The sequence below is a fragment of the Maribacter sp. Asnod2-G09 genome (genome assembly GCF_045063795.1).
Lineage (GTDB): Bacteria > Bacteroidota > Bacteroidia > Flavobacteriales > Flavobacteriaceae > Maribacter.
Genome location: NZ_JBEFOA010000005.1, coordinates 1,155,609 through 1,176,725, shown reverse-complemented (window position 1 = coordinate 1,176,725; position 21,117 = coordinate 1,155,609). Strand labels below are relative to the sequence as shown.

The 21,117-nt window shown below is 35.3% G+C and carries 23 protein-coding genes; 9 read left to right on the top strand and 14 right to left on the bottom strand.

Annotation, left to right across the window (positions count from 1 at the left end; all coding sequences use genetic code 11):
• Window positions 1-57: 57 nt before the first annotated feature.
• The 6 genes from accC to pdxA form a co-directional block, all read right to left on the bottom strand.
• Window positions 58-1,410 carry an acetyl-CoA carboxylase biotin carboxylase subunit gene (gene accC / locus ACJJVT_RS17050; RefSeq protein ID WP_405400301.1) on the bottom strand — a complete coding sequence of 451 codons (1,353 nt, stop codon included), beginning with the start codon at window positions 1,408-1,410 and terminating at the stop codon, window positions 58-60.
• A gap of 84 nt (window positions 1,411-1,494) precedes the next feature.
• The gene (gene accB / locus ACJJVT_RS17045; protein ID WP_405400299.1) at window positions 1,495-1,980 is read right to left on the bottom strand and encodes an acetyl-CoA carboxylase biotin carboxyl carrier protein; all 486 of its coding nucleotides are present in this window, start codon (window positions 1,978-1,980) and stop codon (window positions 1,495-1,497) included.
• A 33-nt stretch (window positions 1,981-2,013) separates the two neighbouring features.
• A complete protein-coding gene (locus ACJJVT_RS17040) occupies window positions 2,014-3,006 on the bottom strand; it encodes a beta-ketoacyl-ACP synthase III (RefSeq protein WP_405400298.1) in 993 nt (330 codons plus the stop codon).
• 233 nt (window positions 3,007-3,239) lie between these two features.
• Entirely contained in the window at window positions 3,240-3,437 is a 198-nt protein-coding gene (rpmF, locus tag ACJJVT_RS17035; protein ID WP_027065618.1) for a 50S ribosomal protein L32, read from the bottom strand.
• A 7-nt stretch (window positions 3,438-3,444) separates the two neighbouring features.
• Entirely contained in the window at window positions 3,445-3,975 is a 531-nt protein-coding gene (locus ACJJVT_RS17030; protein WP_405400296.1) for a YceD family protein, read from the bottom strand.
• A 122-nt stretch (window positions 3,976-4,097) separates the two neighbouring features.
• Window positions 4,098-5,150 carry a 4-hydroxythreonine-4-phosphate dehydrogenase PdxA gene (gene pdxA, locus ACJJVT_RS17025; RefSeq protein WP_405401055.1) on the bottom strand — a complete coding sequence of 351 codons (1,053 nt, stop codon included), beginning with the start codon at window positions 5,148-5,150 and terminating at the stop codon, window positions 4,098-4,100.
• A 137-nt stretch (window positions 5,151-5,287) separates the two neighbouring features.
• Here pdxA and ACJJVT_RS17020 point away from each other — a divergent pair, with 137 nt between their 5' ends.
• Complete coding sequence (locus ACJJVT_RS17020; RefSeq protein WP_133685699.1) at window positions 5,288-5,872, top strand: riboflavin synthase; 585 nt, start codon at window positions 5,288-5,290, stop codon at window positions 5,870-5,872.
• Window positions 5,873-5,876: 4 nt separating this feature from the next.
• Here ACJJVT_RS17020 and ACJJVT_RS17015 read toward each other — a convergent pair whose 3' ends face one another.
• Both ACJJVT_RS17015 and ACJJVT_RS17010 read right to left on the bottom strand, forming a co-directional pair.
• On the bottom strand, window positions 5,877-6,965 hold the full coding sequence (locus ACJJVT_RS17015) for an acyltransferase family protein (protein WP_405400294.1): 1,089 nt from the start codon (window positions 6,963-6,965) through the stop codon (window positions 5,877-5,879).
• Between the two features lie 7 nt (window positions 6,966-6,972).
• Entirely contained in the window at window positions 6,973-8,784 is a 1,812-nt protein-coding gene (locus ACJJVT_RS17010) for a sodium:solute symporter family protein (protein ID WP_405400293.1), read from the bottom strand.
• A 75-nt stretch (window positions 8,785-8,859) separates the two neighbouring features.
• On the opposite strand from ACJJVT_RS17010, the gene ACJJVT_RS17005 reads away from it, so the two are divergent.
• The 4 genes from ACJJVT_RS17005 (at window position 8,860) to ACJJVT_RS16990 (ending at window position 13,214) form a co-directional block, all read left to right on the top strand.
• On the top strand, window positions 8,860-9,615 hold the full coding sequence (locus tag ACJJVT_RS17005) for a sulfite exporter TauE/SafE family protein (RefSeq protein ID WP_405400292.1): 756 nt from the start codon (window positions 8,860-8,862) through the stop codon (window positions 9,613-9,615).
• Window positions 9,616-9,727: 112 nt separating this feature from the next.
• On the top strand, window positions 9,728-10,708 hold the full coding sequence (locus ACJJVT_RS17000; RefSeq protein WP_405400291.1) for a DNA cytosine methyltransferase: 981 nt from the start codon (window positions 9,728-9,730) through the stop codon (window positions 10,706-10,708).
• Window positions 10,708-11,469, top strand: coding sequence for a hypothetical protein (locus ACJJVT_RS16995; RefSeq protein WP_405400290.1), 762 nt, complete (start codon window positions 10,708-10,710; stop codon window positions 11,467-11,469). Before ACJJVT_RS17000 ends, ACJJVT_RS16995 begins: the two co-directional genes overlap by 1 nt.
• A gap of 221 nt (window positions 11,470-11,690) precedes the next feature.
• Window positions 11,691-13,214, top strand: a complete 1,524-nt coding sequence (locus ACJJVT_RS16990; RefSeq protein WP_405400289.1) for a GH3 auxin-responsive promoter family protein — start codon at window positions 11,691-11,693, stop codon at window positions 13,212-13,214.
• Between the two features lie 4 nt (window positions 13,215-13,218).
• On the opposite strand, the gene ACJJVT_RS16985 is transcribed toward ACJJVT_RS16990, so the two are convergent.
• Together ACJJVT_RS16985 and cls are read right to left on the bottom strand one after the other, a co-directional pair.
• Window positions 13,219-13,788: a hypothetical protein gene (locus ACJJVT_RS16985; RefSeq protein ID WP_405401054.1), complete on the bottom strand. Its 570-nt coding sequence runs from the start codon at window positions 13,786-13,788 to the stop codon at window positions 13,219-13,221.
• Window positions 13,789-13,847: 59 nt separating this feature from the next.
• Entirely contained in the window at window positions 13,848-15,272 is a 1,425-nt protein-coding gene (gene cls / locus ACJJVT_RS16980) for a cardiolipin synthase (protein WP_405400287.1), read from the bottom strand.
• Window positions 15,273-15,406: 134 nt separating this feature from the next.
• Here cls and ACJJVT_RS16975 point away from each other — a divergent pair, with 134 nt between their 5' ends.
• Both ACJJVT_RS16975 and ACJJVT_RS16970 read left to right on the top strand, forming a co-directional pair.
• Window positions 15,407-15,817: an arsenate reductase family protein gene (locus ACJJVT_RS16975; RefSeq protein WP_405400285.1), complete on the top strand. Its 411-nt coding sequence runs from the start codon at window positions 15,407-15,409 to the stop codon at window positions 15,815-15,817.
• 81 nt (window positions 15,818-15,898) lie between these two features.
• Complete coding sequence (locus ACJJVT_RS16970; protein ID WP_405400284.1) at window positions 15,899-17,455, top strand: hypothetical protein; 1,557 nt, start codon at window positions 15,899-15,901, stop codon at window positions 17,453-17,455.
• Between the two features lie 72 nt (window positions 17,456-17,527).
• Here ACJJVT_RS16970 and ACJJVT_RS16965 read toward each other — a convergent pair whose 3' ends face one another.
• Window positions 17,528-17,710, bottom strand: coding sequence for a membrane protein (locus ACJJVT_RS16965; protein ID WP_036150642.1), 183 nt, complete (start codon window positions 17,708-17,710; stop codon window positions 17,528-17,530).
• Between the two features lie 256 nt (window positions 17,711-17,966).
• On the opposite strand from ACJJVT_RS16965, the gene ACJJVT_RS16960 reads away from it, so the two are divergent.
• Window positions 17,967-19,004, top strand: a complete 1,038-nt coding sequence (locus ACJJVT_RS16960; protein ID WP_405400282.1) for a helix-turn-helix domain-containing protein — start codon at window positions 17,967-17,969, stop codon at window positions 19,002-19,004.
• Here ACJJVT_RS16960 and ACJJVT_RS16955 read toward each other — a convergent pair.
• The 3 genes from ACJJVT_RS16955 to ACJJVT_RS16945 all read right to left on the bottom strand — a co-directional run bounded on the left by ACJJVT_RS16955 (window position 19,001) and on the right by ACJJVT_RS16945 (window position 20,621).
• Window positions 19,001-19,663 (bottom strand): SOS response-associated peptidase family protein, encoded by a 663-nt coding sequence (locus ACJJVT_RS16955; RefSeq protein WP_405400281.1) that lies wholly within the window; start codon window positions 19,661-19,663, stop codon window positions 19,001-19,003. The genes ACJJVT_RS16960 and ACJJVT_RS16955 overlap by 4 nt on opposite strands.
• Before the next feature lie 215 nt (window positions 19,664-19,878).
• The gene (locus ACJJVT_RS16950) at window positions 19,879-20,328 is read right to left on the bottom strand and encodes a PA2169 family four-helix-bundle protein (protein WP_405400280.1); all 450 of its coding nucleotides are present in this window, start codon (window positions 20,326-20,328) and stop codon (window positions 19,879-19,881) included.
• A gap of 50 nt (window positions 20,329-20,378) precedes the next feature.
• Window positions 20,379-20,621 (bottom strand): hypothetical protein, encoded by a 243-nt coding sequence (locus ACJJVT_RS16945; protein ID WP_405400278.1) that lies wholly within the window; start codon window positions 20,619-20,621, stop codon window positions 20,379-20,381.
• 269 nt (window positions 20,622-20,890) lie between these two features.
• Here ACJJVT_RS16945 and ACJJVT_RS16940 point away from each other — a divergent pair, with 269 nt between their 5' ends.
• Entirely contained in the window at window positions 20,891-21,103 is a 213-nt protein-coding gene (locus ACJJVT_RS16940; RefSeq protein WP_299318098.1) for a DUF2945 domain-containing protein, read from the top strand.
• Window positions 21,104-21,117 lie beyond the last annotated feature (14 nt).

The following is a 21,117-nucleotide window of genomic DNA, read 5'->3' as shown; positions in this document are numbered from 1 at the left end:
ATCAATCTAAAAAAAGGACATAAAAAAACTCCAACATTGCTGTTGGAGTTTTCTTGATTAATCTTCTTTAAGTGGATTCATTTTCCAATCGTTCATGAAGGCTGTTGTGTAGTTACCAGCTAAATAATCTGGATGATCCATTAACTGCCTGTGAAACGGAATGGTGGTCTTAATTCCTTCAATTACAAATTCATCTAAAGCTCGCTTCATTTTGTTGATTGCCTCTTCCCTAGTTTGGGCAGTAGTAATCAATTTAGCGATCATTGAATCGTAATTTGGAGGAATACTATACCCACTATATACGTGCGTATCCATTCTTACCCCATGACCACCTGGTGTATGTAAAGTTGTAATCTTACCTGGCGATGGTCTAAAGTTATTATATGGGTCTTCCGCATTAATTCTACACTCGATAGAATGTAATTTTGGAAGGTAATTTTTACCTGAAATCGGCACACCTGCAGCTACAAGTATTTGCTCACGAATTAAATCGTAATCAATAACCTGCTCTGTAATTGGGTGCTCAACCTGAATACGGGTATTCATCTCCATAAAATAGAACTTACGGTGCTTATCTACCAAAAATTCTATGGTACCGGCACCTTCGTATTTTATGTACTCTGCAGCCTTAACCGCAGCTTCACCCATTTGCTCTCTTAACTTATCTGTCATGAAAGGTGACGGAGTCTCCTCTGTCAACTTTTGGTGACGACGTTGAATAGAACAATCTCTTTCTGATAAATGACATGCTTTACCGAATTGGTCACCTACAATTTGAATTTCAATATGGCGTGGTTCTTCAATCAGCTTTTCCATGTACATACCACCGTTACCAAAAGCAGCAGTTGCTTCGTTTACGGCGCTATCGAAAAGCTCTTCCATTTTGTCTTCGGCCATTACAGCACGCATACCCTTACCACCACCACCGGCAGTAGCTTTGATCATTACAGGATAGCCCATTTTCTTGGCTATCTTCTTGGCATCTGCAACATCTTTCAAAAGACCTTCTGAACCAGGTACACATGGTACACCAGCTTCTTTCATGGTTTCTTTGGCCGTAGCCTTATCTCCCATTTTGTCTATTTGATCACCAGAGGCACCAATAAATTTTATATCATGCTCTGCACATATACGTGAGAACTTTGAGTTTTCTGAAAGAAAACCATAACCTGGGTGAATAGCATCTGCATTTGTAATCTCTGCAGCTGCAATTATATTAGGGATCTTTAAATAGGATTCGCTACTAGCAGCAGGACCAATACATACAGCTTCATCTGCAAAACGCACATGTAAACTTTCTTCATCTGCCTTACTATATACAGCTACCGTTTTAATACCCATTTCTTTACAGGTACGAATAACACGCAATGCGATTTCTCCCCTATTGGCAATCAGTATTTTTTTAAACATCTTTTAAATTTTAAGTTCTTGGTTACATAACATTCTTAAACACCATTTAGCAACGGCATCTAACAATAACTACTCAAAATTTGGTTAAGACGGATCTACCAAAAATAATGGTTGATCAAACTCTACTGGTGAAGAATCATCTACTAATATCTTAACGATTTTACCAGAAACTTCAGATTCTATGTCGTTGAACAATTTCATTGCTTCAATAACACAAAGTACATCTCCTGTACCAATAGTTTGTCCTACCTCAACAAAAACTGGTTTGTCTGGAGAAGGCTTTCTGTAAAAAGTACCAATAATCGGAGACTTTATAGTAATATACTTATCGTCCTCAGCTTCTGCTGCAGGTGCCGCTGCCGCTGCCGCTGGTGCTTCTACCGCAGCTGCTGCTGGGGCAGCCACTGCTGGCTGTGCCATAGGCATAGTGTGTACGTAAGTTGGCTCAGAATTAGCTGATAAGCTTCCGGTACGGATCGTGATCTTAATATCGTCCGTCTCCAGTTTTACCTCGCTAGCGCCTGACTTGGCCACAAACTTGATAAGGCTTTGAATTTCTTTAATATCCATATTTTCTAAGTTATAATTGGTAGTTGTTGTTAGTTAATACGCCCATTTCAAGTAGATAGAACCCCATGTAAAGCCGCCGCCGAAGGCTGCAAATACCAGGTTATCTCCTTTTTTAAGCTGTTTTTCGTAATCGAATAATAATAGTGGTAAGGTCGCTGAAGTGGTGTTACCGTAGCGCTGAATATTCATCAACACTTTAGATTCGCCTACACCCATTCTTTTAGCTGTGGCATCAATTATACGTTTATTCGCTTGATGCGGCACTAGCCAGTCTACATCTTCTTCGGTAAGGTCATTTCGATCCATGATCTTCGCTGCTACATCTGCCATATTAGATACCGCAAATTTGAACACCGTTTTACCTTCTTGAAAAATGTAATGTTTTTTATTGGTCACACTTTCTATAGTAGCCGGCATTAATGATCCGCCACCTTCCATGCCCAAAAATTGTCTTCCGCTACCGTCTGCTCTCAAATACTCATCTTGCAAACCAAGACCTTCTGTATTAGGCTCAAAAAGAACGGCACCTGCACCATCACCAAAAATGATACATGTAGTACGGTCGGTATAATCAATGATAGATGACATTTTATCTGCACCTATAAGTAATACTTTTTTATATCTACCGGTTTCGATATGACCGGCAACTGTTGACATGCCAAAAAGAAAACTTGAACATGCAGCCAACAAATCGTATGCAAAGGCATTAACGGCTCCAATTTCTGAAGCAACAAAAGCAGCTGTAGAAGCTACCATACTATCGGGTGTTGCCGTAGCAACTATAACAAGGTCTATTTCTGAAGCATCTAGCCCCTTCTTCTCCATTAAGTCTTGTGCCGCTTTAATGGCTAAATACGACGTACCTTCTCCTTCTTCCTTCTTTAGTACCCTTCTTTCTTTAATTCCCGTTCTGGTAGTGATCCATTCGTCATTGGTATCAACCAAATCCTCAAGCATTTTGTTGGTCATTACAAACTGGGGAACATAGCCTCCTACCGCGGTAATAGCTGCTGTAATTTTGGTCATACTTTATTTGCTTTCTTGTAAAAAACTTAAAAAACCTGTCAAAAGTCATGAAAATTAGTGATTTTCAACGACTTTTTGGGTAAAGTTATCGGGTTTTTGAAAAATTGCAATTAATAGTCACATCAGTTTAACTCCTTAAATTATCTGAATAACAAGGTGCTAAAAAACAAATTGGGCTAAAAAAAACTCCCTCCTTCAAATGAAGTGGGAGTTTAGTATAATGTAAAAAGGTCCTAAGCTTCTGCTTCTTCGGTTTTGTCAACCAAAACTTGACCTCTATAATGTAATTTTCCTTCGTGCCAGTGAGCTCTGTGAAATAGGTGAGTCTCGCCAGTTGTAGAATCTGTAGCCAAAGTAGGAGCTACTGCCTTATAATGTGTTCTTCTTTTGTCTCTCCTTGTTTTGGAAATTTTTCTCTTAGGATGTGCCATTTAAACCTTATTTATCCGTTAATAGTTTCTTTAATTCGTCCCAACGGGGATCGTTTTCTTCTTTTTCTGATCTTTTCTCTTTTGGTTGAAGCTCGTTTAACCTGTCTAACACTTCAGATTCTAAAGTGCCATCTTCAATACCAGGATGAATTCTTTTTTGTGGAACTGCCAATACTAGCATTTCATACACATACTGCGCAATGTTCAATTGGTGTTCGTTATGCGGAAGAATTAATATTTCATCATTCTCGTCATTATACTCTTCACCAAACTTAACTACCAAATGCAAATCTCCGCTTATAGCTTGATCATACGGTTCGCTAGTTATATCACAATCAACATTCACTGTTCCTGATGCTTCCAAATCAACCTCCATCATTGTACTTGTCTTATTAAGTACTACATCTAAATTGATGTTGGTAGCGTTGAACTCATCGTATCCAAAAGAATCAAAGAACGTATTTTCAATCTGGTAATTAAAGTTGTGTTTCCCTTGCTTCAATCCTGAGAAAGGAATATTGAACTCCTTTTGCTTCATCTCGTACACACTTAAATTAACACTAATCGCCCATAAAAGGCGGGTGCAAAGATACTATAATTTTGATAAAAGACAATAGTTATCAACTATTTATCTTTATAACTTTTTTATCTGATCAAAAATTAACGTTCCCGCTTTAAACGCTGCTTTTTTAATACATCTTTTGTGAGCTCTTCGTACTCGGTTCTATTCTTAAATATCTTCAGCGCCATAAAGACCGCTTCTTTAAACGAACTCTCGTCAGCCACCCCTTTTCCTGCTATTTCATAGGCAGTACCGTGATCCGGTGATGTTCTCACTTTACTTAAACCTGCCGTGAAATTTACACCTTGACCAAATGCTATTGTTTTAAACGGAATTAATCCTTGGTCATGATATGCCGCTAAAATTGCATCGAACTTTTTATAGCCATCAGATCCAAAAAAACTATCTGCTGAGTATGGTCCATATACTAAATGACCCATATTAGACATTTCTTTAATAACCGGCTTCATTACCTCATCATCTTCTTTACCAATTACGCCATTATCTCCGCTATGCGGATTTATACCTAACAAAGCGATTTTTGGCTTACGAATACCAAAATCCATCATCAACGACTTTTCTATGGTATTGATCTTATCTCGTATTAGTCTCGGAATTATTGCAGCAGAAACATCTTTTACAGCTACATGATCTGTAAGCAAACCTACCTTTAAGGTATCTGTCACCATAAACATTAAACTTTCACCTTCAAGCTCCTGTGCTAAAAAGTCTGTATGCCCTGGAAATTTAAATTCTTCTGACTGAATATTGTTTTTATTGATCGGTGCCGTTACCAACACATCTATATCTCTCTTTTTTAATGCGTCTACTGCAGCTCGCAATGATTTAATGGCATATTCACCACCATCTTTAGTCGCCTGCCCAAAATTAATTCTAGGTACTTCTTTCCAAACATTTACAATGTTAATCTTATTGTCTATGGCTTTCGAAGCTTCTGGTATTCCGTTAAAAACAATATTGAGCTTTAATTGTTTCATTTGAAAAGAAACCGTCTTATTAGAGGCAAATATAACGGGAGTACAAAAGTCTAACATTCTGCTGTCTTCGAATGTTTTTAACGCTACCTCACAACCTATTCCGTTTAAGTCTCCTATAGAGATGCCTAACCTAATTTTCCTATTTTCCTCCATGATAATCTGTACCTTTGTAACCCCACCTAAAGCCATAAAAATGGTTTCAATCTCCCGAAAGGAAGATAAAGTGGTTATCCCATTTATACATTGGGATATAAATATTGAAGCACAAAATTACTTAAATTAAACGACACATGTTTACGGGAATTATTGAAACATTAGGTAAGGTTACTTCTCTTGAAGCTAAAGGCGGTAACTTAGATATTACTATAGAATCGAGTTTAACACCTGAACTGAAAATAGATCAAAGTGTTGCACATAACGGTGTTTGCTTAACGGTTGTTAGCCTAACGGATACTACCTATACCGTAACCGCAATTGCTGAAACATTAAGCAAAACCAACCTTGATACCTTAAAAACGAACGATACTGTAAACTTAGAACGCGCTATGATTTTAGGGTCTAGGTTAGACGGACATATTGTTCAAGGTCATGTTGATCAAACCGGGGAATGTACTAGTGTAAAGGAAGATAATGGCAGTTGGATTTTCTCTTTCACCTACGATGCAAAAACCGGAAACCCGACCATTGAAAAAGGTTCTATTACTATTGATGGCACAAGTTTAACGGTAGTGAATTCTGGTAAGAATACTTTTGAAGTAGCGATTATACCTTATACTTACGAGCATACTCGTTTTAATACGTACAAACCGGGTACTATTGTAAACCTGGAGTTTGATGTTATTGGGAAGTATGTTGCAAAGTTGATGGCGAAATAACCAGTTATACCTTAATAAATATCTTTTTTTGATATAGAATATAGCCCACTAGGCTATAGAATAGCACTACACTTAACCCATATAAAAGGGACGATGTTTCTAGCTCCAGGAAATCATGTACATATACGGTTTGAAATAACCACCCGTGTAACGAGGTATCGCCAACTTGTATTTGACCCATTACCTTACTAATAAAACTTGACAAGAAATAAATAACAATAGCATTTGCCCCTGCATATCTGAAGACGGAGCCGAATTCTATTTTCTTGACGTCGGTCAAGTAATAAATAAGCGCTAAAATCAAGTTTGCCCAACCTGCGGTTACCAACACAAAACTGCTTGTCCAAAGGGCTTTATTGATTGGAAAAATAATATCCCAAATATGTCCTATAATAAGAAGACTACCGCCCAACCCCATTAAAATGGTGGCTTTCTTTTCTTGCTTGCTGGTTAAAATAAGACCTGTAAATATTCCTAATAAGGAGCTTGCGATTGAAGGTATGGTACTTAACAATCCTTCTGGGTCATAATCTGCTTTGTAATTGTGAGAACCGAATACTTTTACATCTATCCAATTGGCTAAATTATTTGGTGCCCTTTCTAATGTTGATGTCACTCCGTCTACAGGAACAAAAGTCATCAACAACCAATATCCTATTAATAATATCACTGTTACCCAAATCAACTGTTTCCAATTCAGGTTGATGAATAACAATGCGGCAAAAAAGAACACGACACCTATGCGTTGCAACACCCCAGGAAAACGAATATCACTGAAGCTTTTAAAGAACGGCAAGTGAATAAGAAACGCACCTAAGAAGAGTCCTAATGCAATTAACTTCAATGCTCTTATCGCAATCTTCTTATAGGCTTTAGCATCTACGGTTCTATTTTTATAGGAGAATGCAATTGATGTACCCACAATAAATAAGAAGAAAGGAAAAACTAAATCGGTCGGTGTGTAGCCATGCCAATCGGCATGGAGGAAAGGGGCATACACATTAGACCATGTACCTGGTGTATTTACCAAGACCATTAGTAATATGGTAGCTCCCCTAAAAATATCGACCGATAAAATTCTGTCTTTTATCATCCTATTACTATAAGATATTACCTTTTAAGCGGTTCCAAGCTTTTACCAACAACACTCCTGCAATTGCTGATACTACGGTTAAAACAATAGCTTGTGTTGTTCTGCCATAGATCCAATACCCTGTAGCGAACATTATAGAATAAATTAGAATAACCCCTAACAACATTGCCGTTATACCTGCGGGTACACTCCACTTTTCTTTATCTTTTACAATCTCTACTGCATCGGTTTTTGCATCGGCGACTACTTTAGACCAACCCGGCCCACCTGGTTGAATCTTCTTATAGAAACTTCTTAAGGTATCGTTAGATTCTGGTTGTGTCATAAATGTCGCTATCAACCAAATCGCCGTAGTCAACACTACAATAAATATGTATTCTGACCAGTCTGGCAAAACGCCTGTTTCCGTGGCAAAAAGATATGCACCTACGGGAGTCAGTTTTAATATGATAGAAATAATACCCGATGCGAACATCGCAGTAATCTCACTCCATGCATTAATTCTCCACCAGAACCATCTTAGTATAAATATAAGTCCGGTACCGGCACCAAAAGCCAATAATATATCAAATAATTGAAGTGCATTTTGAAGCAACAATGCCAATGCAGCACTAAATAACATTAAAACAACCGTAGAAATTCTACCTACTGCTACCAATCTCTTTTCAGATGCATTAGGATTTATCTGTTGCTTATAAAAATCAAAAACGATATACGAAGAACCCCAATTTAACTGTGTACTTATTGTACTCATATATGCCGCAACTAAGGATGCTAAAACAACCCCCAACAATCCGCTAGGTAGTTTGGTCAACATTGCTGAATATGCTAAATCATGACCTAATTTATCTGGAGTTACATTTGGGAAAGCTTCTTGTATACTCGCCAAATCTGGATATACTACTATAGAAGCCAATGCGACTAGAATCCATGGCCATGGTCTTAATGCATAGTGCATAATATTGAAAAAGAATGTTGCACCAATTGCATGATTTTCATCTTTTGCCGCTAACATACGTTGCGCAATATAACCACCACCACCTGGCTCTGCACCTGGGTACCAAGAACTCCACCATTGCACGGCTAGGGGAATTATAAATAAGGTAATCAATGCCTTCTTATTACTGAAATCTGGCAATATGTTTAGTTTAGAAGCTACGTTCTCATTCGCCATTAAAGCTTCGATTCCGCCAACTTCAGGAATATTCACTAAGTAATATGCAGCACCTATGGCACCTGCCATAGCTACGAAAAACAAGAGAAAATCGGTATACACCACACCTTTGAATCCGCCAAGGGCGCTAAAGGTTACTGTAATTAATCCGGCACTTACAACCGTTTGCCAAGGTTCTAAGCCTAGCATAATGCTTCCTATTTTTATCGCTGCCAATGTTACGGCCGACATGGTAATTACATTGAAAATAACCCCTAAGTAAATAGCTCTAAACTTTCTTAAAAAGCTAGCCGGTTTTCCGCCATAGCGCATTTCATAAAATTCTAAATCTGTATTTACGTTCGACTTACGCCATAGTTTAGCATAAACGAAAACGGTCAACATACCTGTTATCAAGAAACACCACCATACCCAGTTACCAGAGACTCCGTTGGTACGAACGATATCTGTTACCAGATTAGGCGTATCTGTTGAAAAGGTAGTTGCTACCATCGAAAGCCCTAAAAGCCACCATGGCATAGTACGACCCGATAGAAAAAACTCTGATGAATTTTTACCCGATGTTTTTGATACATAAAACCCTATGCCTAAGACAAGGGAGAAGAAAACTATAATAAATGTATAGTCTAACGTACTGAGTTCCATAAGTTGGTTTTAGGTTGATTGTTAAAGATATATTATTTTAGGACATTCTTATACCTAATACGCTAAACGTACCACGTGCTTCTATCAATAACTACAGAAATTACCCCAACCGCTTGGATTTTGGCATCAATTGCGACCTTTATCATAGGATTATCTAAGGCAGGCATTAAAGGTATTGCTGTTTTAAACGTTACCATAATGGCTTTAGCATTTGGCGCAAGACAGTCTACAGGCATGGTGGTACCTCTTTTAGTTCTTGCAGATATTTTTTCCGTTATCTACTATAATAAATATACCCAATGGAAATATGTTTTTAAGGTACTGCCGTGGATGCTCGTTGGCTTATTAATAGGTGTATTCATAGGAAACGAACTGCCCGAAAAGTTTTTTAAAATAGGAATGGCGACCATAATTATCATTACCGTAGGTATGATGTTTTATTGGGATCGTAAAAAAGACAAGACCGTACCTTCGCATTGGACATTTGCTGGATCTATTGGTATCATAGCCGGTATTACCACCATGGTCGGAAACTTAGCAGGCGCATTTTCCAATATTTACTTTTTAGCCATGCGCTTACCTAAAAATCAATTTATAGGTACTGCTGCTTGGTTATTTTTAATCATAAATATCATTAAACTACCCTTTCATTTTTTTGTTTGGAAAACCATCTCCATTGAATCGCTGACCTTAAACTTAATGCTTTTACCAGGTATACTTATAGGTTTCTTTGTGGGTATTCGGTTTATAAAACACATCAAAGAAGCATTCTTTAGAAAGATGATTTTGGTTTTGACTGCTGTGGGTGCAGTACTTATTATGCTTAGTTAATGGTGGGTTTGTTTATTTAAGTATTAATTAGCAATAATTTCATTAACAAAAATTTATTAATTATAATCTAGTGATTAATAGAATGTTTTAAATAGATAATTATCTTTATAAAATGTACAACGAAAAACTTAAATTCATAGACCTCTTTTGCGGAATTGGAGGTTTTAGAGTAGCTTTTGAAGAAGCTTGTGAGGAAAATGATGTTAAATCTGAATGCGTATTTTCTTCTGATATAGATAAATATGCCCAAGACAGTTATGAAGCTAACTTTGGAGAAAGACCTGCAGGCGACATAACTTTAATCGACGAAAAAGACATTCCAGACCACGATATTCTTTTTGGAGGATTTCCTTGTCAACCATTCAGTATCATTGGGCAAATGAAAGGAATGGATGATACAAGAGGAACTTTGTTTTTTGATATTGCGCGTATAATTAAAGAAAAAAAGCCCAAAGCATTTATTCTAGAAAATGTGAAACAACTTGTAGGACACGATGGTGGAAAAACTTTGAAGGTAATCGTTCAAGCATTAAAAGACATAGGTTATCACGTTCAGTATAGTGTTTTGAATGCGTTGGATTATGGATTACCGCAAAAACGAGAAAGAGTTGTAATAGTTGGTCATCGTGAACCAATAATGTTTACTTTTCCAACACCAGAAAAACCATATAAATCTTTAAAAAAAATTTTAGAAAAAAAAGTAGACGATAAATATTTTGCATCTGAATATATAAGAGAAAAGAGAAAAAACAAGCACAAATCTTCTTATTATCCATCTATTTGGCACGAAAACAAATCAGGTAACATTTGTTCTTACCCTTATTCTTGTGCACTTCGCTCAGGTGCTTCTCATAATTATCTTTTAGTAAATGGAGAAAGAAGACTAACACCAAGAGAGATGTTTAGACTACAAGGGTTTCCTGATTGGTACAAAATCATCGTTAGTGATGCTCAAGCAAAAAAACAAGCTGGAAACGCTGTTCCCGTGAATATGATAAAAGCAGTTGTAGAAAAACTATTACCATATGTTGCTACAAGTTTAGACCAAGCCACAGTTCTAAGAGAATATGACTTACAATACAATCCAAGTTAATGGCAAAACAATCACCAAAATTAAGAACTGTAACAAAGTCGGTTTCCGCTTATCCATTAAATCAGTTTAATTCTAATTTTCCATATGTTTTAGGTCAAGAAATTGTCTATTTACTTGCAAGTAAAGGTAGACCAGATTTACAAGGAGATGAATGGGAGCAAATATTTGCTAAATGTGTCGGAGCTGATTGGAAACCATCTAATGTTGGTTTGGATGATGTTGTAATGGGTAATACTGCTTGGGGTGCGAAAACTGTTAAGTCTAACATAAAAGACTTTAAAAAATTAAAACAAATTCGTCTCATCTCAGGACGAAATTCACCTGTATATTCATATGGAGGAACAATCGATACGAATGTAGACCCAAATGTTATCGGAGAGCAAGTTTTAGAGATTTGGAACGAAAGAGTATCTGCAATTCGAGAAAAGTTTAAACATCTTCGAACAGTTGTACTTGTCAAATCAAATGACTTATCACAAGTAGCAGTTTTCGAATTTGATACTATAAGGTATGATTCCGACTTGTATGAATTTATTTGGAACAAGAATGGAAACTTGGAAGGTTACGACAAAGGCGCTGAACACAAAAGCGCAAATAAGCGTTTCACTTGGCAACCTCACGGTTCTCAATTCACAATAACTGAAATTGTACCTGAAAAAACTCTGATACTGAAAATAAAGCAACCTGAAAAACTTGACAAGACCAAAATACTTGAAGCAATCGGATTCGATAATTCTTGGGTAACAATAGAACGGAAATAAAAAATCAAGGCTTAATACCTGTTTGCAATGCTGACCAATTTTTTAGATTTTAGGAATTGTATAATTAAAAAATGACTTAAGGCTAAACCAAATGAAAAGAGCTTACTTTCTAAACTTCCTTAACACCTCAACCCAATAAAGTCCACATATTTAAGATTAGGGTTAATCTTTACCCCACGTAACCAGTAATTTAGCAGTACTAACCTAAAATACCGTTACACATGAATATCATAGGAAATTTTATAAAAGGAGTTATCGATATTACCGACAAAATTACTGGTGATGACAACCCTATTGAAGATCAAAAAGCTGTTCTTCAAAATCTGTTGGAGACCGCGAAAGATACTTCTTTTGGTAAAGCCTATGACTTCAATAATATTCTAGAAAGTGAGGAACCGCAGCAAGCATTTCGTGATGCCGTGCCTTATTTTGATTATAATCAAATCAATGAGAAATGGTGGCATAAATTGCACGAAGACCAGACTGATGTTACATGGCCTGGCAGTCCCGATTATTTTGCATTAAGCTCAGGTACTACAGGAAAAACAAGTAAACGTATTCCGGTGACCGATGAAATGATAGATGCTATTAGACAGGCAGGTATCAAGCAAGTTTTGGCGATTTCGAATTTCGATCTTCCGGCAGATTTCTTTGAAACGGGAATTTTAATGTTAGGTAGTTCTACTGATTTAGTTGAAAACGACGACCATTTAGAAGGTGAAATCAGTGGTATAAGCGCGAGCAACATCCCTTCATGGTTTAGTGGGTATTACAAACCAGGTAAAGAAATTGCCAAAATTGATGACTGGGATGAACGTGTTGCTAAAATTGCTGAAAAAGCTGCAGATTGGGATATTGGCGCACTGAGCGGAATCCCTTCTTGGATCGAGTTAATGTTGAAAGAAGTCATTAAAAAGCACAACCTCAACAACATTCACGAGATTTGGCCAAACCTGCAGGTATACACTTCTGGCGGAGTTGCATTTGGACCGTACGAGAAGAGTTTTAATGCCTTAATGGGGAAACCGGTAACGGTAATTGACACCTATTTAGCATCTGAAGGATTTATTGCATTTCAAGCAAGACCAGAAACCGATGCTATGAAATTAGTAACGGATAACGGAATCTATTTTGAGTTTGTTCCCTTTAATCCTGATTATATTTTAGAAGATGGTTCTCTTTCTCAAGATGCTCCTTCGCTAACTTTATCAGAGGTTGAAACCGGTCAGAACTATGTTCTTATAATCAGCACAGTTAGTGGTGCATGGCGTTATTTAATTGGAGACACCATTGAGTTTACCGATGTGGAACGTGCAGAAATTAAAATTACAGGGCGTACCAAATTCTTCTTAAATACGGTGGGTTCGCAATTATCGGTCAATAAATTGGATGATGCTCTACAAGACATCATGGAAACCTTTGATATTGAAATACCTGAATATACCCTCTGTGCAAAAAAGTATGAAGACGGTTTCTACCATACCTGGTATTTAGGAACTAACGCTACCCAAGACCCAAAAGAAATAGCTAAAAAGCTAGATGAGTCTTTAAAAGCTGCCAATAAAAACTACAAAGTTGCAAGGTCTAAAGCTCTAAAAGGAGTGAAGGTTTTTACTATTAATCCTGATGTGTTTTATGATTGGAACGATAGCAACAAAAAGAAAGGCGGACAAGTAAAAATGGAGCGAGTAATGAAAGAAGAAAAGTTTGCCGAATGGGAAGCTTTTGTAAATGAGCACAATTAAGCCCCTATTTACCTTGACTTAACGCATCTCTTTCTTCAACCAATAACATAATTTCTTCTGGAGATAGGTACAGGTTTTTAATACGGTCTACGTATTCTTGTGTTAATCCTGCTTTCTTTAAAATAAACTCTTTGGTGGCAAGAATATAAGTTTCCATACCATGTGTAACGGCAAAAGAATCTGCACGGCGCTCTGCCTCTCGTATATAATTTTCAGAGGTTACATATTTAAAACCGAAGCCTATTAAATTAAATCCACTTCGCTGCTGGTAATCCATTACATGACCGAGTTCATGACCTAACCACCCTATCATAATTTCTGAAGGTATGTCTTTGGTATAGTACACCGAATCGGCAATCTTTATCCTTTCGCTAATCAAAATATTATAAGACCTATTTTTCTTAGACTTAAATACACTCCAAAATGAGGGCTGTGCCTGCATTGTTGACTTTTTGATTTCCTTTTTAAACTTGAATTCAATTTTAGTATTGGCAAGTTCAGGATAGTGAGAAAGCGCTATTTTTGCCTCTTCAGTTATTTCATTGGGTATTGTATGTTGTGCAGATGCAACCATAGTGTAACTTAATAGTATTAAGATTAAATAATTCAATTTGTGTTTGTATAAGAATTTTATCAAAGTAGGGGACTAAAGAATTTGGCAAGACCTTCTAAAAACTTACTGAACGGCGATCTCTTTTTAAATTTTTCTAAATCTACCTTCGCCTCATCGGTACAATGTTTTGAAAATAGCTCTTCTATTTCAGAAGCTTTTTCTTTATCATACAAAATAGCATTGGTTTCAAAGTTGTGCTCAAAGCTTCTATAATCAAAATTACCTGAGCCTACAGAAACTATTTCTCCATCGATAATGATAACCTTACTATGAGAAAAATCTGGTCTTAAATAAATATTAGCTCCTACTTCTAACAAAGCTTCAAAAGTGGAAAACATACTATATTGAGCCAATAAAGAATCTGATATTTTAGGGGTAAGCAACGTAACCTCTACTCCGCTTAGTGCCGCTATTCTAATTGCTTCTAAAACCGGTTCTCCAGGTATAAAATACGGATTAGCGATACAAATACGTTTTGTTGCAATATTGATCATTGCCAAGTATTGCTGCATAATTGCAGGATATTTAGAATCTGGACCGCTTGAAATTATCTGTGTTACCGTATTACCAACAGGTTCTACTTTTGGAAAATACTTGTCTTGTAACAACAATTCTTCTTTACCTGCAAAATGATAATCTTTTACAAAAACTCGTTGTAAACTATTTACTGCAGGGCCTTCTATTTTTAAATGTAAATCTTGCCACACACCAAGCTCAGATACTGGTTTCATGTATTTATCAGACACATTGAATCCGCCGGTGAAACCAACTTTGCCATCAATGATTATTATTTTTCTGTGATTTCTATAATTAAGGGTGAACAATAGATTTCCAAAACGAATTGGCATCGTCGGATATGCTTTTACCCCTATATCTATAAACCGTTTTACTCGCTTTCCACGCATAGAATTGCTACCAAAAGAATCGTATAACATTCTAATTTCTATACCTTCTTTTATCTTCTTTTGAAACAGTTCGTGAAACCTGTCTAACAACATGCCTTCTGCTAAAATGTAGTATTGAAGGTGTATGAAATCTTTAGCCTCTTCTATGGCTTTAAATATAGACCCAAACGCTTCTTCTCCACTATTTAACAAGGTTACCTCATTACCTTCATAGGGTGCGAAATAGCTATTTTTTCGAATAAGTGAGGCTAATTTTTCTGGTTTATAGTCGTCGAACCTATGCACACTTTGTTCACCACCCTCAAGCTCTTTATGGGTTTCTGAATACAGTCTTCGTTTTTCGGTCTGCTTTAGTTTAAACAGCTTAAATTTTCTTCTGTTAATACCAAATAGGTAATATAAAAGCGGACCCAAAAAGGGGAAAATTATTACAGATAAAGACCAACTAACCATCTTAGTTGCCTTAGATCCATTAAATATAATATTGACTATACTCCATAAAGTTACCGCTATGTATGCAAGCCAAAAAACAGTATTCATTATTAATTATTTTGTTCCTTAACAAGATACTATAATTTGCTTAAGCCCTAGTTTGATTAAACCTATTAAGATACTTTTAGTTTTAAACGAGTTAATTACTACCTCTAGATGTGAGTACTTTTAAAAAAAAAGTAATGGGAGTAATCGCTATGGACAAAAAACAGATAACCTTATATTATAGTTCTCAAAATTCAATAGGCAAGCAATTGAATGCCTATGTTGAATCTTCAGGTAAAGATCATTTAACTATCGATATATCTAAAACGAACGTGACAGGTACCCAATGGGCAGAATTAGCTGACGGGCTTAACAAAAACATTTCTGACTTGGTGAATACCAAGCACCCAGATTTTAAAGAAGCATATGGCGAAACATCTGTTGATCTTGATGATGACGATTGGTTGAAAATTTTAAACAAGAACCCTAGTTTACTCAAAAATGCTATAGTTATAAAAGGTAAAGATTTTATTGAGCTTACAAGCGCATCTGACTTCAAGCAATATATGGACCCTGATAGTGCAGGTATTGATAAACCTTATAAGTAGTAGCGATTTTAAAAACGCAACGCTTACGCTGATACATAGGGTTTGCCAAACTTCTAAACAAATTGCTTTTAAAGATACCTTATGTCCAAAATTTTAAAATGGCTAGTTTTTCTTCTTATTTTCTGCGTTGGCGGCTATATGCTTGCCGAATGGAAAATGAAAAAAGAGGTTGTTAGCTTTTTAGAAAGAAAGATACCTGATCATATAGATTTTTCTTATGACAAATTGACGATAAGCCTTTTAAAAGGTAACATAGCATTTAAAGACGTTGCTGTAGTTAATTTGGGTAGGCAGACTTCTTCATGCGAAATTAAGGTGGATGCACAAATGCTCTCCATCAAAGGCCTTGACTATTGGAAAATTCTATTTCAAAAATCTATTTACATTAAATCGCTTACACTTACCAAACCTCATCTAAATTTTAAAACTTGCCCTGAAGACACTGATAATGTAGTTGCCAATAAAAGCAACCCTATCAAATTATTAAAAGAAATATTTGTTGAAGAAATCATATTTAATAAAGGAAGGGTAGAAATTTGGGATGCTAGTGAAGAAATCTCATTAATAGCCGTAGACCAAATAAATCTTTCGTTAAAAGAAGTAGCTACCGATCCGGATATTATAACAAAATATATTCCCTTTACATTTTCAAAATACAACATTGAAATTCAAAACTTCAATGCGCCCTTAGGTAAATTCGAGAAGCTTGAAATGCAGTCGATGGTGATAAACAATTCGACTATTGATATTACCGATATTGTACTTTCTACTGTCTACTCTAAAGCTGAATTAAGTAGAGAAATCACCTATCAAAGAGATTATATTAATTTATCTATTCCTGCCATAAAAGTTGAAAATCACAACTATTTGGTCAGTAATGATTCGCTATTCGTAAACTTCAAAGAACTTTTACTTTCACAACCTAAACTAGAAGTATACCGCGACAAATCTAGATTAGAAGATTTTAAAAATAAGCCTCTTTATGGCAAATTATTGCAAAAACTGCCATTTAAAGTAGCAATTGACTCCGTTTTTATCGAAAAAGGAGCAATAGTCTATGAAGAGAATATTCCGAATGATGCAAGAGCAGGTGCATTGAGTTTTGAAAATTTAGATGCTAAAATCGGTAATTTATCGAACAAAAAAAGCATTGAAGACCCGGTTCAAATTCAACTTAATGCCGATTTAATGGGAACAGGAAAATTTCATCTCAATTGGCAATTTGATGTTTATGACCCCCGGAGTACTTTTCTAATTTCTGGCGGATTATCTAATTTCAATACCTCTAGTTTAAATGATTTTTTGGTGCCCAATTTAAGAACCCAAACTACAGGTACCATCGATCAGCTTTACTTTACCATTTCTGGTGATGAGTATACTGCTATGGGAGATATTAAAATGAGGTACGAAGATTTTGAATTTCAAGTACTTAACAAAGAAAGAAATGGAGTAAAAAAAGTACTTTCATTTATTGGCAATTTATTTATAAACGATGGGTCAAAAACAGATGAAGATGGGTATAGATATGGTGATATAGAAACTGAACGAATAAAGAATAAATCATTCTTTAATTATCTATGGATCAATTTAGAAGACGGTCTTTTAGATGTCCTGACAGGAAATGGAAAGAAAGATTAAACTAAACCTTTTAAAACTTAAAAAGCCAGGTAGTAAACTACCTGGCTTTTCTTTTCATAGCAATATTTTATACTAGTTGTCATCTGTAGCATCTTCTACCGCGTCTTCAACTTCATCAGCTCCATCTTCGATTTCATCTCCAACATCATCCATTCCTTCTTCAATCTTCTCTCCTGTTGTTTTTTCTTCTCTACAGCTTGTTGCAATGCTCATTGTTGCAAATGCAAATACAATCATTAATAGTGACTTTTTCATAATATAGATTTTAATAATTAGGTTAACATTTTTAATATGTAAGCATATCGGTAAACTTGTTAACTATATAGTTTCCAATAACTTTCAAGCCAAAGATGAGCTTTTTAAGAGAGAGCGCTTAGTTGTAAAAAAATGAATATTAACTCATCTACCAAAAGCGCATTTGTGTCAATTAACATCTTGAAAGTGTTAAGGTTATTCTCTTTTTTCTAGTTTTTTTGTAAAGTACAATTGCCATTGTACATAAAATAAAACAATGAAAAAGTTAACCATAAATAGTTCTAAGTCTAGCGATATGTTTACTCAAATACAGAAATGTATACAAGGCGAGCTTATAGAAAACTGGGGCGAAAGTGTTTTAACTTTTAATAATACAGCTGGTAAAGGCTCTTTGAGAACCATAGATTTTAATTGGGGAGTTTCCCTAATTGATTGTAACATAAAACTGAACGAAGAAACTAAGCTTGTTTTTGAAACCAAAGACCTGGCACCAATAGAGTTTATCTTTATCACAAGTGGGTATTTTGAGTACAGCGAGAACAATACAGATTCTTATACAAGACTAGAGCAATTTCAAAATACGATTATATCGCATAAACGTGATGCCGAAAAGACATTTCTGTTTCCGAAGAATGAGACTTTAAAAATCAATTTTATACGAATTAATCGTCAAGAGTATTTACAAAAGAAACATAATAATGTATCTCAATTAAATCAACTATTGGTCTCATTATTTAATGATAGTAAAGGAGAAGCTACTTTTCAACACGGTGGCAGTTTTAGTTTAAGAATTGCAGATGAAATTAAATTGTTAAACGATGTTGATGCTACCAGCGGTATGCTTAGGTCTCTTTCTCTTGAAGGTAGACTTTATTTAATTCTATCGCTACAGTTATTAGAACATAAAAATTTTGAAGAAAACATGAATTTACCTGAAGCTATTTCTAAAGAGGATATTCTAAAGATTCACAAATTAACCACTTACATATTAGAGCATATTTCTGATACTGTTTCTATAACATCATTAAGCGCAGAATCTGGACTAAGCCCCAAAAAACTTCAAATTGGTTTTAAGATTCTGTATTCAAAAACCGTGAATGAATATGTTAGACAGCTGAAATTAGAAATCTCGAAAGATTATCTAAAAAATTCCGATTTATCGGTGTCTGAAATTGTGTATGCTATTGGTATTAAAAGTAGAAGTTACTTCTCTAAAATATTCTTTGAAGCTTATGACATTCTACCAACAGATTATAGAAAGCATTTAAAAAATAAGAACTCTTCATTACGCTAGCTTTCTGGATACTCATAGGGCATTAACATACTGTCATATGAGATATCTTGATTAAACAGATTTCTTGCAATAGGTCTTATTTCTAAATCTGTTGAATGTGGCGGTTGTAATATCATTTGCGCCCTTTCTATTCTGGTATCTTCTGAAAGCCATTCATATTTATCATCATGATCTATAATTACGGGCATATAATCTACTAAGTTCTGGTAATTGACCACTTCTTTCTCAAGCGGACCAGTAAGTAAAGAACAGGTTATAAACCCATCATCTAGAATAGTATAAATACCTGCTAAGTATAATATTCCGCCATTTATACTACTTACATGGTAAGGATATATTTCTCCGTTTTTCAATACCGAAGTAAAGAACCCGGTTACCGGTATAATACACCTACTATTCTTAAACGAATCATGATACCATATATTCGTATCTATTTTTTGAGCAGAAATAGTCAACGTGTTCGTCAGCTTTTGAAATAGCTCCCAATCATCATTAAAAGTACTTGGCAATAAACCCCAAATAGCTAAATTGACAGCATTAGGTTCATTCATGGTAATTATGGGAATAGAGACTTCACTTAAGCCGCTAATGACTACCTGCGGAGTATATAAATTTGGATACTTGAACAAGGCATTTACATCTTGTTCTATCTCTTTCATTTTTGCTGTATTTGAAATTTTAAAATACATATCAATCATTTTCATTAAATACAAAATTCGTTAATAAAACGAAGGAGTATTATTGCAGAAACATAAAAAGATAACGCATTAAAAAAGAGCTTATTAATTGTTACCTAGCAGGTAAATATTTGAAGAAATTAAGCATAAAAAAAGAGGCTATTTATAGCCTCTTTTTACATTCACTAAACATGTACTTACCTAATATCTTCTAACATTTTAATGTTTGAGAGTCCGTTTTTAATAGCCTCTTTCTGACTTCTTAAAACAGTTGCCGTTGTAGATGGTAAAGAAGTATCTTCTAAAACATCTTCGTACTCTTCAATTGCAGCTTTTTCTCCTCTAATCGCCTCTTCTAACATGGCTTCTGCATTATCTAGAGAGAATAGTGCTTTTACATCCATCCAGGCTCTATGTGCTTTACCTGCCATGCTATCGCCTTTATCAATCTCTTGACCAAACGTTTTGATTTCTGCCTTTAATTCATGACCAAAATCGTAACGTTGCTTTGCCTTTGTTTCGAAAAAAGCTTTCAACTGAACATTATCAGTGTTTTCTGATGCCTTTTTAAATCCTTTTTCGGCATCATATGTTTTTTCTAAAAGTTCATTTAATTTATTTCCTACTTCTTCTGTATATGTACTCATTTTGTATAGTTTTAATGATGTGATTTTTTATTTAAAGATGTCAATCACAATTACATCTTGTAAAATTTGTTTCTATTCTTAAATTCTTGTAATTTTCTTTTCAGCTCAATAACATCTTTACTCTTTGATGTATCTGAATACATTAATACATGCTCCATATCAATTTCGCAAAATGCATCTTCTTGATCACTGCTGTTATCAGTATCGATACTGTCAACGATAAAATCTCTTAGCAATAAACTGACGAATGCTAATACTATCATTATCGATATACCTGTAATTAATTGTATCATCTGTATTGTTTTGATGTCAAATATAAAGTTGATCTAGGGTACTTTTTACCTTAAAAAAAAGTAGCATTAACTCCTTTGAATTGGGTTAATAATCAGGTGTATAGGATTAAAAATATAGTGACCATCTTACACAATAAACGGTCAAATTTTAGAACTTGTAGTATCAAATTAGTTCTCACGTTTGTGCTACTCTAAATGGTTATTTCCATCACATGGTTCTCCAAAAAACTAGCTGTGATGGAAAGCACAAACAATTAAATACATGTATTATGATAAGAAAAGGTACAACTGTAAAATGGTCTTGGGGCAATGGTACTGCCGAAGGTAAAGTTGAAGAAACTTATACTTCAAAAACAACAAAGACAATTAAAGGAAATGAAGTTACTAGAAATGGTAGCGATGATGACAAAGCACTTTACATTCAACAAGAAGATGGCGATTATGTTTTAAAGAGCGAAAGTGAAGTAGAACGTGCCGATTAATTTATAAACAAGCT